The sequence below is a fragment of the Sphaerotilus sulfidivorans genome, from assembly GCF_013426975.1.
Classification (GTDB): domain Bacteria; phylum Pseudomonadota; class Gammaproteobacteria; order Burkholderiales; family Burkholderiaceae_C; genus Sphaerotilus; species Sphaerotilus sulfidivorans.
Genome location: NZ_JACCPY010000027.1, coordinates 17,391 through 30,942, shown reverse-complemented (window position 1 = coordinate 30,942; position 13,552 = coordinate 17,391). Strand labels below are relative to the sequence as shown.

11 protein-coding genes and 1 pseudogene are annotated in these 13,552 nt (G+C 70.5%); 4 read left to right on the top strand and 8 right to left on the bottom strand.

Annotated features, from left to right (window positions below; all coding sequences use genetic code 11):
- Nucleotides 1-11 precede the first annotated feature (11 nt).
- Nucleotides 12-869, bottom strand: a complete 858-nt coding sequence (gene panB / locus HZU84_RS14885; protein ID WP_149502739.1) for a 3-methyl-2-oxobutanoate hydroxymethyltransferase — start codon at nucleotides 867-869, stop codon at nucleotides 12-14.
- A gap of 138 nt (nucleotides 870-1,007) precedes the next feature.
- Between panB and HZU84_RS14880 the strand changes: the two genes are divergently transcribed.
- On the top strand, nucleotides 1,008-1,613 hold the full coding sequence (locus tag HZU84_RS14880) for a DUF938 domain-containing protein (protein ID WP_149502740.1): 606 nt from the start codon (nucleotides 1,008-1,010) through the stop codon (nucleotides 1,611-1,613).
- A gap of 211 nt (nucleotides 1,614-1,824) precedes the next feature.
- Here the strand turns inward: HZU84_RS14880 and HZU84_RS14875 are convergent, their stop codons facing one another.
- A complete protein-coding gene (locus tag HZU84_RS14875; protein WP_149502741.1) occupies nucleotides 1,825-2,010 on the bottom strand; it encodes a hypothetical protein in 186 nt (61 codons plus the stop codon).
- A gap of 35 nt (nucleotides 2,011-2,045) precedes the next feature.
- Between HZU84_RS14875 and HZU84_RS14870 the strand changes: the two genes are divergently transcribed.
- On the top strand, nucleotides 2,046-4,382 hold the full coding sequence (locus HZU84_RS14870; protein ID WP_149502742.1) for an HzsA-related protein: 2,337 nt from the start codon (nucleotides 2,046-2,048) through the stop codon (nucleotides 4,380-4,382).
- On the opposite strand, the gene HZU84_RS14865 is transcribed toward HZU84_RS14870, so the two are convergent.
- From HZU84_RS14865 to HZU84_RS14845, 5 genes are read right to left on the bottom strand one after another with little or no spacing between them, the layout of a single operon-like run.
- Nucleotides 4,358-5,224, bottom strand: coding sequence for an alpha/beta fold hydrolase (locus tag HZU84_RS14865; protein ID WP_149502743.1), 867 nt, complete (start codon nucleotides 5,222-5,224; stop codon nucleotides 4,358-4,360). The two genes, HZU84_RS14870 and HZU84_RS14865, sit on opposite strands and share 25 nt — an antisense overlap.
- A 5-nt stretch (nucleotides 5,225-5,229) precedes the next feature.
- Complete coding sequence (locus tag HZU84_RS14860) at nucleotides 5,230-6,063, bottom strand: proteasome-type protease (protein ID WP_149502744.1); 834 nt, start codon at nucleotides 6,061-6,063, stop codon at nucleotides 5,230-5,232.
- A complete protein-coding gene (mutS, locus tag HZU84_RS14855; RefSeq protein ID WP_244954422.1) occupies nucleotides 6,060-8,750 on the bottom strand; it encodes a DNA mismatch repair protein MutS in 2,691 nt (896 codons plus the stop codon). Before mutS ends, HZU84_RS14860 begins: the two co-directional genes overlap by 4 nt.
- A gap of 57 nt (nucleotides 8,751-8,807) precedes the next feature.
- Entirely contained in the window at nucleotides 8,808-9,506 is a 699-nt protein-coding gene (locus HZU84_RS14850; protein WP_149502745.1) for a nucleotidyl transferase AbiEii/AbiGii toxin family protein, read from the bottom strand.
- Nucleotides 9,493-10,041 carry a MarR family transcriptional regulator gene (locus HZU84_RS14845; protein WP_149502746.1) on the bottom strand — a complete coding sequence of 183 codons (549 nt, stop codon included), beginning with the start codon at nucleotides 10,039-10,041 and terminating at the stop codon, nucleotides 9,493-9,495. The genes HZU84_RS14850 and HZU84_RS14845 overlap by 14 nt, the downstream gene beginning before the upstream one ends.
- Before the next feature lie 122 nt (nucleotides 10,042-10,163).
- On the opposite strand from HZU84_RS14845, the gene HZU84_RS14840 reads away from it, so the two are divergent.
- Nucleotides 10,164-11,396, top strand: a complete 1,233-nt coding sequence (locus HZU84_RS14840; RefSeq protein WP_149502747.1) for a DUF2252 domain-containing protein — start codon at nucleotides 10,164-10,166, stop codon at nucleotides 11,394-11,396.
- A gap of 420 nt (nucleotides 11,397-11,816) precedes the next feature.
- On the opposite strand, the pseudogene HZU84_RS14835 reads toward HZU84_RS14840, so the two are convergent.
- Nucleotides 11,817-12,639: pseudogene (locus HZU84_RS14835) on the bottom strand (inositol monophosphatase family protein); the annotation flags it as partial.
- Between the two features lie 175 nt (nucleotides 12,640-12,814).
- Here HZU84_RS14835 and HZU84_RS14830 point away from each other — a divergent pair.
- On the top strand, nucleotides 12,815-13,540 hold the full coding sequence (locus tag HZU84_RS14830) for an RNA methyltransferase (protein ID WP_149502748.1): 726 nt from the start codon (nucleotides 12,815-12,817) through the stop codon (nucleotides 13,538-13,540).
- Nucleotides 13,541-13,552 lie beyond the last annotated feature (12 nt).

Here is a 13,552-nt window from a genome sequence, read left to right as displayed (position 1 = left end):
GAGGAGCGGACTCAGTCGGCGGCGTACGCGTGCGCGACCCGGTCGGGGAAGGAGCCGTCCTTGACCGCGGCGACATAGCGCCGCATCGCGTCGCCGATGCTGCCGCCCTCGAGCATGAAGTCGCGCACGAAGCGCGGCAGTCTGCCACGGGTGGCGCCGAGCATGTCGTGCATCACCAGCACCTGGCCGGCGGTGTCGGGGCCGGCGCCGATGCCGATGGTCATCAGGCCGGGGCTGTCGGCCTGCACCGCGGCGGCGACCTCGGTGGGCATCAGCTCGAGCACCATCATCGCCGCGCCGGCGTCGGCCAGCTCCTTGGCCTGGCGGCGCAGCACCGCCGCGCCGTCGGCGTCGCGGCCCTGCACCCGGTAGCCGCCCAGCGCGTGCACGCTCTGCGGCGTCAGGCCCAGGTGCGCGCACACCGGCACGCCGCGCTCGACCAGGAAGCGCACCGTCTCGGCGGTCCAGCCGCCGCCTTCGAGCTTGACCATCTGCGCGCCGGCCTGCATCAGCGCCTCGGCCGAGGCCATCGCCTGCGACGGGCCCTGCTGGTAGCTGCCGAAGGGCAGGTCGGCGATCAGCCAGGCCGCGCCGCCGTGCTGCAGGCCGCGCGCCACGCAGCGGGTGTGATAGGCCATCTCGGCCAGCGTGACCGGCAGCGTGCTGCTGTGGCCTTGCAGCAACATGCCCAGCGAGTCGCCGACCAGCAGCGTGTCCAGGCCGGATTCGTCGGCCAGACGCGCGAAAGTGGCATCGTAGGCGGTCAGCATCGTGATCTTTTCACGGCGTGCATGCATCGCGCGCAGTGAATGCAGCGTCACCGGCTTGCGCTGACCGGGGTTCGCGGTGGGCTGGACATGGGAACTCAAATCTGTCTCCAGACGAAATTGTGCGAGAACCGGCCCTCTTTTCCGAGGACCGCGGCATTCTAGTCAGGCGTGCTGCGCTGCAGCAGTGGTACCTTTCCGGGCCCGTACCGATCATCACCGCCGACCGATACCGTCATCATGACCGTGGACAAGCCCCATGCGCCCGCCTGCGACCGCAATCGCGAGCCCATTCTGGCGGTGCTGCGCGCCCTGTACGCCGACCGCTGCTCGGTGCTGGAGATCGGCAGCGGCACCGGACAGCACGCGGTGCATTTTGCTGCCGCACTGCCTCACCTGCGCTGGCAGACCTCCGATCTGAAGGCCCAGCTGCCCGGCATCTGCCTGTGGCTGGCCGACCGGATGCTGCCCAACACGCCGCCGCCGATCTGTCTCGATGTCGACAGCCTCTGGCCGGAGCGCCGCTTCGATGCGGTCTACACCGCCAACACGCTGCACATCCTGTCCTGGGCCCAGGTGCAGGCGCTGTTCGAGCATCTGCCGGCGGTGCTCGATGCCGGCGGCCTGTTCACCGTCTATGGCCCGTTTCGTTATGACGGTGCACACACCAGCGACAGCAATGCCGCCTTCGATGCGGCGCTGCGCGCGGCCGACCCGCTGCGGGGCGTGCGCGACTTCGAGGCGGTGGCCGCGCTGGCCCGCGAGGCCGGCCTCGAACTGCTCGAGGACCGCGCGATGCCGGCCCACAACCGCTGCATCACCTGGCGGCGTGTCGCCGCCGCTTGAAGATCTGTGAGATTTCCTGTTCCTGAGGGCTTGCTGAAGTCCCCGGACGTGATCTGCGCCGAATCGGTCTGATCCGCTGCAAACGCGCAGGAATTCACGTTCAATGCCCCGACTTTGGTCGGGTTGGTGAGAACTGCTCTCGCCCCGACACGCCGCTTGCCGCTGCTTACCGCCGGTATCGAGACGTGCGGTCACACCTGCCGCTGCCTGCTCACCAGCGGCCTACAGCTCTGATACAGATGCTTTCCAGAATCCGGCCTCGCTGATCCCGGCGGGCCTCCAGTTCGGTCCGGACCCGCCGAAACACCGGCAATTTCACCGAATTCGATAAATCAATCGGCTGGAAGATGCCCTGTCGCCCGCCATCCACCCAGGCGCGGGATTGCAGGAATTGCATGCGTGCATGCAGCAGTAGTTGAGCTGAGGCCCGAGATGTCCACCTTTCTTTTCCCGTCCCACCGCCGCCCTGCCGTCCTGGCACTGACCCTCTGCCAGATCGCGGTGCTGAGCGCCTGCGGCGGAGGCAGCGATGCCGATATTCCCCTGGCCAGCGCGTCGAGCACCACGGCCGACAATCTGGCGGCACCCGAGGCACAGGCACAGGCGGTGCGCACGGTTTCGACCCGCACCAGCGCCGTGACGCTCACGCCGGTCAGCACCAGCACCGGCACCACGGTGACGGCGCCTGTCGCCACCAGCCCTGCGGCGACCACTTCCACCACCGTCACCGCCGCGGCCACCGGCACGCTGACCAACCCGATCCTGTTCGTCACCCAGGTGCCGTTCACCACCACGGTCGACATGGCGACCCGGCTGGGCACCTTTGCCAATCACATTCCGCAGATCCAGCGTGCGCCCCGTGGCGGCGACCTGATGATCCGCTATCCCGACGGCACGCTGCGCAACCTGACCAAGGAGGCCGGCTTCGGCATGGACGGCCTGCAGGGCAGCAAGGCGATCGCGGTGCGCGAGCCCAGCGTGCACTGGAGCGGCACCAAGGCGCTGATCAGCATGGTGGTCGGCGCGCCGACCCGCCAGTACTACGATGTCGACGTGAAGTGGCAGATCTACGAGGTCACCGGGCTGGCCAAGGGCGCGACCGTCAAGATCACCAAGGTCGCCAACCAGCCGGCCGCCTACAACAACGTGTCGCCGCTGTACGGCACCGATGACCGCATCCTGTTCACCTCCGACCGTCCGCGCGGCGGCGAGGCGCATCTTTATCCGCAGCTCGACGAATACGAGAGCACGCCGACCAACACCGGCGTGTGGCGCCTGAACCCGGCCACCGCCGAGCTTCGGCTGCTCAGCCACTCGGTCAGCGGCGCGTTCACGCCCTTCATCGACAGTGCCGGGCGGATCGTCTTCACCCGCTGGGATCACCTCAAGCGCGACCAGAACACCAGCGGCCTGGGCGCGGTGAACTACGCCAGCGAGGCCTCGGGCGCTGCGAAGCTGGCCAGCGCCAGCGAGGTCTTTCCCGAGCCGCTGGGCAGCAGCACCAGCAGCTACGGCCCGGTCAACGGCCACGACTTCAACCTGTTCTCGCCCTGGCAGATGAACGAGGACGGCACGGGTGAGGAAACCCTCAACCACATCGGCCGCCACGAGCTGATGCCGACGCTGTTCACCCGCAGCTTCTCCAGCGACAGCGCGCTGCGCGACTACTACAGCGACGGCTATGCGGCCAACAAGAAGACCATCCGCCATGACGGCGGCGTCTACCAGATCCGCGAGGACCTGCGCACGCCCGGCACCTTCTACGGCATCTACGGCCGCGAATTCAACGAGCTGGGCGCGAGCCAGATCGTGCGCTTCACCGGCGGCGCCGGCATGAATGCCGAGCAGATGGTGTTCACCGATGCCAGCGACCCCACGCTGGCGACCGGCCGCTACCGCTCGCCCACGCCGCTGGCCGACGGCCAGATGGTGGCCAGCTACGCGCCGAGCGTGACGGTGGGCGCCTTCCAGAACGCCCGCTTCACCGTGCGGCTGCTGGGCTACAACGCCACCACCCGGCAGTACAGCGCGGGCACCTCGCTGACGGGTGGCATCAGCAAGACGGTGAGCTGGTGGGATCCGGACACCAAGAAGAGCTACAGCGGTCCGCTGTGGGAGCTCGATCCGGTCGAGGTCGTCGCCCGCACCCGCCCGACGATGCGCACCGAGTCGGCCCTGTCGGCGCCCGAGAAGGCCATCCTGGCCGAGGAGGGCATCAGCGAGACCGCGCTGCGCGCCTGGATGAAGACCAACAACCTGGCGCTGATCGTCACCCGCAACCAGACCTCGCGCGACCGCGCCGACAAGCAGCAGCCCTACAACCTGCAGGTGCCCGGCGGCACGAAGCGGGTCGGCAACACCGGCAAGGTCTACGACATCGCCCACTACCAGATCCTGCAGGCCGATTCGGTGCGTGGCTACACCAGCCGTTCGGGGCGGCGCCCGATCGCGCAGCCGATTCCCGCGACGGTGACCGGCAAGAACGTGCCCAACACCTCCGGCCCGAGCGGCAGCGTGAAGATCGCCGCCGATGGCTCGACCGCGGCCTTCGTGCCGGCCAACCGCGCGGTGACCTGGCAGACGACCGACACCGTCGGCACGCCGGTGGTGCGCGAGCGGGTCTGGATCACCTTCCAGCCGGGCGAGGTGCGGGTCTGCGCGTCCTGCCACGGCGTCAACAAGGCCGACCAGGCCGGTCTGGCCGCGCCGACCAACAAGCCCGAGGCACTGCGTGCGCTGGTGCGCTACTGGAACACGCTGCCCAAGTGAGCGTCCGCGGCCGCGGCATGCCGGCCCGGCATGCCCGCCAGCATCTCCAGCACCCGCCGGGCGGCCTCGCCCGGCTTTTCCATCGGAAAGAGATGGCTGCCCTCGATCCACTGCAGCCGCTCGCCCACCAGCCGGCGGGTGGCGGCCAGCCCGGCCTGGCGCAGCTCGCGCGACTGGGTGCCCGCGAGGAAGCCGACCGGACAGCGCAGCGGCTGGCGCGCGATCAGGCGGTCCAGCGTGTGCGGCAGCGTGTCGTAGATGCGCGCCTCGACCTGGCGGTCGAAGGCCAGCCGCACGCCGTCCGCGTCGGTGCGGCCCGCCGGCACCAGGCCGCAGGCCAGATAGTCGTCGAGCACGCCCGGCGCCCAGCGCGCGAAGATCGACTTGGCGCCGAAATGCGCGCGCGCGGCGTCCACCGAGGGCCAGTGCATGCGCCGTCGTGCGGCGATGCGCCCCGGCGAGACCCGCGCGATCAGCCGGGTCGCCTTGGCCAGCCGCACGCTCTGCGCCCGCCAGCCGCCGACCACCGGCGAGTCCAGCAGCAGCACCGCATCGGCCAGTTCCGGGCGGTGCAGCGCCGCCTTCAGGCTGAGCAGTCCGCCCATCGAGTGCCCGACCAGCACCCGCGGCCCCGGCGTGACCGGCAGGCCGCTGGCGAAGCCGATCAGCTGGTCGCGCAGCCGCGGCCAGTTGCTGCTGACCGGATGCGCCGGATCGTGGCCGTACATCGGCAGCGCCTCGACCCGCCAGCCGGCCTCGCGCCAGACCTCGAGCATCTGGCGATAGGTGCCGGCGGGAAAGCCGTTGCCGTGGCTGAAGATGATCGTGCCGGGCGCTTCCATCGCGATCAGACGATCTTCTCGCCCGGGTGGGTGATCTTGCGCATCGTCTCGTAGCGCTCGGACTCGACCATCAGCGGGAACTCGGCCGTGGCGCCGTCGCCGCTCCATTCCGGGTGCTCGATGCCCTCGAACACCTCGCGCAGACGCTGGCCCCAGGTGTCGTGGATCATCTTGAAGTACGGATTCTTCTCGTCGATGCACACGATGCGCTCGGCCTTCAGGTCGCCGTTGCGGTAGACCAGCAGGTCCAGCGGCAGGCCGACCGACAGGTTGGACTTCAGCGTCGAGTCCATCGACACCAGCGCGCACTTGGCCGCCTCGTCCAGCGGCGTGCTGGGCGTGAGCACCCGGTCGAGGATCGGCTTGCCGTACTTCGACTCGCCGACCTGGAAGAAGCAGGTCTCGCGGGTGGCCTCGATGAAGTTGCCGGCCGAGTAGACCAGGAACAGTCGCATGCCCTCGTCGCCGATCTGGCCGCCGAAGATCATCGAGCAGTTGAAGTCGATGCCGGCCGCGCGCAGCGCCGGGCCGTCGGTCTCGTAGACCCGGCGCACCGCCGCGCCCAGCACGCGGGTGGCGTCGAACATGCTCCTGGCGTTCCAGATCGTGATCGGCTCGCCGCCGTCCGGCGCCGGGATCTTCTCGACCTGCAGGATCTCGCGCACCGACTGCGAGATCGACAGGTTGCCTGCCGACAGCAGCACCATGCAGCGGTCGCCGGCCTTCTCGTAGACCATCATCTTGCGGAAGGTGCTGATCGCGTCGAGACCGGCGTTGGTGCGCGAGTCAGAGAGGAAGACGAGGCCGGCGTTGAGCCGGATGCCGACACAGTAGGTCATGACGGGGTGCGGGCGGCCAGGGCCCGGAGTTGATAGAGCGCGTCGAGCGCGGAACGGGGAGTGAGGGTATCAGGGTCGAGCGCGCGCACCGCTTCCAGCACGGCTGCGGCGTGCGGGTCGGCCACCGCGGCCGCGGCGGCTGCGACCGGCTCCGGTGTCAGCTCGGGCTGCAACTCGGGCTGCGGCTCCGGCGGCGTGGCGAACAGGTCGATCTGCGGGGTGCCGGCGCTTTTCTGCGCTTCGAGCTGCTCGAGCGTCTGGCGCGCCTGGCGCAGCACCGCCGCCGGCATGCCGGCCAGCCGCGCCACCTGCACGCCGTAGCTGCGGCTGGCCGGCCCGGGCTCGATCGCGTGCAGGAAGACGATGTCGTCGCCGGACTCGGCTGCCGAGACATGCATGTTCAGCGCGTGGCGGTGCTTCGCGGGGAACTCGGTCAGCTCGAAGTAGTGGGTGGCGAACAGCGCGAAGGCGCGGTTGCGGTCGTGCAGGTGGCTGGCGATCGCGCCGGCCAGCGCCAGGCCGTCGAAGGTCGAGGTGCCGCGGCCGATCTCGTCCATCAGCACCAGCGAGTGCTCGGTGGCGCCGTGCAGGATGGCGGCGGCCTCGGTCATCTCCATCATGAAGGTGGAATGGGCGTTGGCCAGGTCGTCGGCTGCGCCGATGCGGGTGTGGATCGCGTCGATCGGCCCCAGCCGACAGCGCGAGGCCGGCACGAAGGAGCCGATCGCCGCCAGCAGCACCGTCAGCGCCACCTGGCGCATGAAGGTGCTCTTGCCGCCCATGTTCGGGCCGGTGATGACCAGCAGGCGCCGCGCGGCATCGAGCCGGCAGTCGTTGGGAATGAAGCTGCCGGCGCCCGACTCGGCCAGCCGCGCCTCGACCACCGGATGGCGGCCGCGCTCGATCTCGATGCAGGGCTGCGGCACGAAGTCCGGCCGGCACCAGTCGAGCGTGCGTGCGCGCTCGGCCAGTGCGGCGAGCACGTCCAGCGAGGCCAGCGCGCGGCCCAGCTCGGACAGCGCCGCCAGGTGCGGCTGCAGCGCGTCGAGCAGCTGCTCCCACAGCCACTTCTCCCGCGCCAGCGCCCGCTCCTGCGCCGAGAGCGCCTTGTCCTCGAAGGCCTTGAGTTCCGGCGTGATGAAGCGCTCGGCGTTCTTCAGCGTCTGGCGGCGCTGGTAGTTCAGCGGCACCCGGTCGATGGCCCCGTTGGTGACCTCGATGTAGAAGCCGTGCACCTTGTTGTACTGCACCCGCAGGTTCTGGATGCCGGTGCGCAGCCGCTCGCGCGCCTCCATCTCCAGCAGGAAGGCGTCGCAGTTGGACGAGATGGCGCGCAGCTCGTCCAGGTCCGGATCGAAGCCGGTGGCGATGACGCCGCCGTCACGCAGCAGCACCGCCGGCTCCGGCGCGACGGCGCGGTGCAGCAGCTCGGCGATGGCCGCGTCCGGCGTCAGCGCGGCGTGAAGGTCGGCCAGCAGCGCGCCGTCCTCGGGCACCTGGCGGCGCAGCTCGGGCAGCACCGCCAGCGTCTCGCGCAGGCCCGCCAGCTCGCGCGGGCGCACCTGGCGCAGCGCGGTGCGCGCGCTGGTGCGCTGCACGTCGCTGACCTGGCGCAGCGCGTCGCGCAGCGGCTCGACCGCGTGCGCGGCCTGCAGCACCTCGATCGCCTCGAGGCGCCGGCGCGCCGGCTCGCGCTCGCGCGGCGGGTGGGTCAGCCACTGGCGCAGCATGCGGCTGCCCATGCCGGTGCGGCAGCTGTCGAGCAGGCTCAGCAGCGTGGGCGCGGTCTCGCCCTTGAGCGTCTGGGTGATCTCGAGGTTGCGCAGCGTCGCCGGCGGCAGCTCCAGCAGCGCGTGGGCGCGCTCGACCGTCAGCGTGCTGACATGCGACAGCGCCCGGCCCTGGGTGTGCTCGGCATAGCCCAGCAGCGCGGAGGCCGCGGCATGCGCGGCGTGCAGGTCCTGCGCGTTGAAGCCGGCCAGATGCGCGACCTTGAGCTGCTCGCGCAGCTTGCGCTCGCCCAGCGCCGGATCGAACTGCCAGTGCGGCCGCGAGGTCAGCGGCACGCCGGCCTGGCGCAGCGCCAGCGGCCGGCGCTCCTCGTGCAGCTCGCCGCTGATCAGCACCTCGGCCGGCGCCAGCCGCGACAGCCAGGCCGCCAGCTCGCGCTCGCCGCATTCGGTCAGGCCGAGCTGGCCGCTGGCCAGCGCCAGCCAGGCCAGGCCGTAGACCGGCTGCGCGGCCGGCCCGCGCACTGCCAGCGCCAGCAGCCGGGTGTCGCGGCGCTCGTCGAGCAGCTCGGTGTCGGTCACCGTGCCCGGCGTGACCACCCGCACCACCTTGCGCTCGACCGGCCCCTTGCTCGCGCCCACCTCGCCGACCTGCTCGGCGATCGCCACCGCCTCGCCCAGGCGGATCAGCTTGGCCAGATAGTTCTCGAGCGCATGCACCGGCACGCCCGCCATCACCACCGGCTCGCCCGCGCTCTGGCCGCGGGTGGTCAGCGTCACGTCCAGCAGCCGGTTGGCGCGGCGCGCATCGTCGTAGAACAGCTCGTAGAAGTCCCCCATGCGGTAGAACACCAGCGTGTCGGGGAAATCGGCCTTGATGCGCAGGTACTGCTGCATCATCGGCGTGTGGCCGCCCAGGCCGTCCGTGTCCGGGCGCGTCGTCGGGGTTCTGCTCATGGGTGTCGGCGTCGCGGCGCCGTGGGCGGGAAAACCCGCCATCTTAGCGAGCGGGCTTCAGAAGGCGCATCGGCGCGAGGCCAAGGCCTTCAGCCGCTCCATCACGAGGTCCGCTCGCTCCGGCTCGGCCAGCAGGCCGGGCAGCACGTTCGCGAAGTCGCCGTCCTGCAGCAGCGTGCCGAACGCGATCGCCACGGCTTGCTGCAGTTCGGCGGGCGCGCCGGCCATCTCGACAAGGAGTTCTTCGCGCCCGTCGACGATGTTCAGCACATCCTCGAGGTCGTGGCTGGTCAGGAAGTCGCCGCCGCCGCGACTCGAGAAGGCCTCGAGCTTGGTCGCGATGAAGGCCACGGCGCTGACCAGCCGGATCGTGATGCCTGAGCCCAGGTCTGCCGGTCGGGCGCTTTCCACTGCGTAGGCATACCAGCGGTTCGAGAAGCCCAGCACGTCCGGCTGCACCGGCATCAGGTCGAAGAGCACCCCGGACGCCTTGTGGACCCAGCGGCAGATCACGTCGCTGCCGATGTCCCGAGCGAAGCCGCGCTCGGCGACGGCTGCCTCGATGCGGTGGAACAGGGCTCGGCTGGAATTCACCACCGCATCGACGTCCCGGGTGGCGCGCACGCTGTCGGCCAGCGGGTCGGTCACCAGCAGCCCGGCCACTGCGCCACCGACGAACACCACCTGCTCGCGCAGGTCGCCCAGCGCCTCGGCGACCTGGCGCAGGGCCGGCAGGTTCGGGTCATGGACGCGCATCGGCACGCTCCTGGACGGGATGGGTCAGTTCGGCCTCCATCAGCTGGGCGGCCAGCGTGCGCTCGCGTGCCCGTCCGGTCCGCAAGGCGTCCAGCAGCGCCAGCAGGCGATGCAGCGCTGGGTCGGTCAGGGCGGCCAGGGGGGCGCTCCGGTAGAGCGGCGAGAGCGTCGGCCCTTTGGCGCTGCCGGTCGGGTGAGCCCATACCGGTGCGTCGCCCGGTGCCACCCGCATCTGGCTGGCCAGCGGCTCCATGCCGATCGATGTGGGCACGCCACGCTTGACCGGTCCCATCGTCGCGGGCCAGACATAGCGCGCCCCGTGCAGCACGAACTCCAGCAGGTTCGGCCGGATCGGGGTCCATTCGCCGCGTGCCGGCGCGACCGCCAGGCCGGAGGCGACTGCCCGCTTCACGCTGGCGTGGGTCTCCGAGGCGCTCATGCCCAGGGCTTCGCCCAGCGCGGCGTAGGTCCAGTGTCGAGACGGGTGTGCCGCCACTTTCAGCAGCACCATGAGATCTTGGGGTTTCAGGTCCATCGGCAGGGCAGAAGGATGTCGGCAATTGTCGATTCGCAATTCGCGAATGGCAAATGTCGCCGATGCCCGTGCCGTCGGCAAGCGGCAGTGCGCGGTGGGCATGCGGCGGCTTACGATGCTGCATGGACATCATTCACCAGATCCTCGCGCACAACGCCGGCCGCGAGCCCGAGCGCCTGCAGCGCAAGTACGACCGCATGCGCGAGAGCGCCTTCGTCTTCCTGCGTGCCACCTGCCCTCTGTTCTGGCGGCGGCTGCCGGCCGGGCTGGCGCTGTTCGCTGCGGGGCCGGACGGCGCGCCGCCCGTCTGGAGCTGCGGTGACCTGCATTTCGAGAACGTCGGCAGCTACGAGGGCGACAACCTCCAGACCTACTTCGACATCAACGACTTCGACGAGTCGGCGCTGGCACCGGCGAGCTGGGACCTGCTGCGGCTGCTCGCCAGCCTGCGGGTGGGCGCCGACACGCTGGAGATCGACGCCGAGGCCGCGCGGGCGCTGTGCCGCACCACGCTGCAGGCCTATGTGCAGGCGCTGCGGCGCGGCAAGGCCTTCTGGATCGAGCGCGATGTGGCCGATGGCGTGGTGCGCGAGCTGCTCGACCAGCTGCGCCGCCGCGATGCCGAGGCGTTTCTCGACAAGCGCAGCAGCGGGCGCGGCGCCTCGCGCCGGCTGAAGGTCGACGGCAAGCGCGCGCTGAAGGCGTCCGAGGCCGAGCAGCAGCAGGTGTGCGCCTTCATGGCCGACTTCGCGGCGACGCAGCCCGATCCTGACTTCTTCCGGGTGCTCGATGTCGAGCGTCGGGTGGCCGGCACCGGCTCGCTCGGGCTGGCGCGCTGGGTGGTGCTGGTGCAGGGCGAGGGCGGCGACAGCGGCCAGCGTCTGCTGGACCTGAAGCAGGCGGTGCCCTCGTCGCTGGAGGCGCTGCTGCCGGCGCATGGCGTGACGCAGCCGGCCTGGCCCGATGCGGCCACCCGCATCGTCACGCTGCAGCAGCGGCTGCAGGCGGTGCCGATGGCTTGGCTGCATGCGGTGCGCCTGGGCGATATGCCCTGCGTGCTGCGCGAGCTGCAGCCCACCGAGGACCGGGTCTCGCTCGACCGCGCCACCACCTCCGGCGAGGCGCTGCGCGACTTCGCCGCGACGCTGGGCCGGCTGCTGGCCTGGGCGCAGCTGCGCTCGGGCGGGCAGGGCGGCTCGGCGACCACGGACGCGCTGATCGCCTTCGGCGAGCGCCAGGACTGGCACGCGTCGATGCTCGACACCACCGAGACGATGGCGCTGCAGGTCGAGCAGGACTGGGCGGCCTATGCGGCCGCGCATGACGCAGGCCGCTTCCGGGTCTTCGCGGGCTGACCCGGCCTGGGGCTCAGAACGGCGCGTCGCCGTCGCGGCGGCGGCCGCGGCGCGGGGCTTCCGCCGGCGCCTCTTCCTTCGGCGGCATGTCTTCCTTGCGGATGCGGGTCGGCGCCTTGCGGATCACGACCGGCGCCGCTGCGGCTTCCTCGGGCATCGGCTCGAAGGCGGCGGCCAGCGCGGCGGCCGGCGACAGCGGCACATCGACCGGCAGCTCGGCCTTCGGCGCTTCGGCCTCCAGCTCGGGCTGGGTGGCGGCCAGGTATTCGTCGAGCGGCACCAGCTTGCCCGGCTGCGTCGGGGCGGCCTTGCGCACGGTGCGGGTCGGCGTGGCGGACAGGCTGTCGGCGCCCTCGGTCTCGGCCTTCTTGACGCGCGGCTTGCGGGCCTTCGGCGCGGCCTCGACCACCGGCGCTTCCGGCTCGTCTTCCTTGATGATGCGGGTGAAGGGGGTGAGGATCTGCACCAGCTGGCCGTAGACCTTGGGCGTGGCGGCGATCACCTCGCGCTGGTAGAGGTAGTCGGCCTCGCCGGTGAAGTTGCCGATCAGGCCGCCCGCTTCGGTGACGATCAGCGAGCCGGCGGCGATGTCCCACGGGCTCAGGCCGGTCTCGAAGAAGCCGTCATACCAGCCGGCCGCGACATAGCACAGGTCGAGTGCGGCCGCGCCCGGGCGGCGCAGGCCGGCGCAGGCGGGCATCAGCTCTTCCATGATCTTCAGGTAGCGCTTGAAGTTGTCGCCCTTGCGGAAGGGAAATCCGGTGCCGATCAGCGAGTCGGCCAGGCGGATGCGCTTGGAGACGCGAATGCGCTTGTCGTTGAGGTAGGCGCCCCGGCCCTTGGTGGCGTAGAACAGGTCGTTGCGGCTCGGGTCGTAGACGACCGCCTGCTCGACCTTGCCCTTGAAGGCCAGCGCGATCGAGACCGCGTACTGCGGGAAGCCGTGGATGAAGTTGGTGGTGCCGTCCAGAGGATCGATGATCCAGACGAAGTCGCTGTGCTGCGCGCCCTGCGAGCGGCCCGATTCCTCGGCCAGGAAGCCGTGGCCCGGATAGGCCTGGCGAATGGTGTCGATGATCGCCTGCTCTGCCGCCTGGTCGACCTCGGTGACGAAGTCGTTGGGCCCCTTGCTGGTCACGGTCAGTCGCTCGACGTCGAGGCTGGCCCGGTTGATGATCGCCCCGGCCGCGCGCGCGGCCTTGATGGCGATGTTGAGCATGGGGTGCAAAGAGGCTTGCGACATGGGAATGCGGCTCCGGAACTCGGTTCGACGAGTGGCGAATGAAAGGGGCGAGGGGCTGGCGGAAGGAAAGAGCGGGGCGCGGGTTCTGCGCGGCCACGCTGGCCTGCAACGCCTAAGATAACCGGTCATTCTACGATGTCCGCGCCGGAAAACGGCGCCTGAAAGGTCTTCTCCCGTGCTTGCTGCCCCCGACTCGACCCGTTTCGTGCTGGTCCGCACCAGCCACCCCGGCAATGTCGGCTCCACCGCCCGCGCGATGAAGGTGATGGGATTTTCAGAGCTGGTGCTGGTGGCCCCGCGCTTCGGGGACGTGCTCAGCCAGGAGGAGACGGTGGCCATGGCCAGCGGCGCGGCCGACATCCTGGTGCGCGCGCGCATCGTCGAGACGCTGGACGAGGCGCTCGAGGGCGTGCAGATCGCCTGCGCCACCGCGATGACGCCGCGCGACTTCGGCCCGCCGGTGGAGGCGCCGCGCGCCTGCTTCGAGCGCCTGGCCGCGCGGCCCGACAAGATCGCCTTCGTGTTCGGCAGCGAGCGCTTCGGGCTGTCGAACGAGGATGTCTACCGCTGCCATGTCTGCCTCTCCATCCCGACGAATCCCGACTACGGCTCGCTGAACCTGGCGCAGGCGGTGCAGCTGCTGGCCTACGAGTGGCGTCAGGCGCTGGGCGGTTTCCCGGTGGTGCCGCGCACCCGCGACGCCGCTTGCGCCGGCATCGACGCGGTGCAGGGTGCGCTCGGCCACTGGGAGCAGGCGCTGGTGCATCTGGGCTTTCTCGATCCGAAGGTGCCGCGCAAGCTGATGCCGCGCCTGAACCAGCTGCTCAACCGCGCCGAGCCGACGCTCGAGGAGATCAGCATCCTGCGCGGCATCGCCCGCGAGATCCTGCGTCGCGGCTGAAAATCGGCGCGC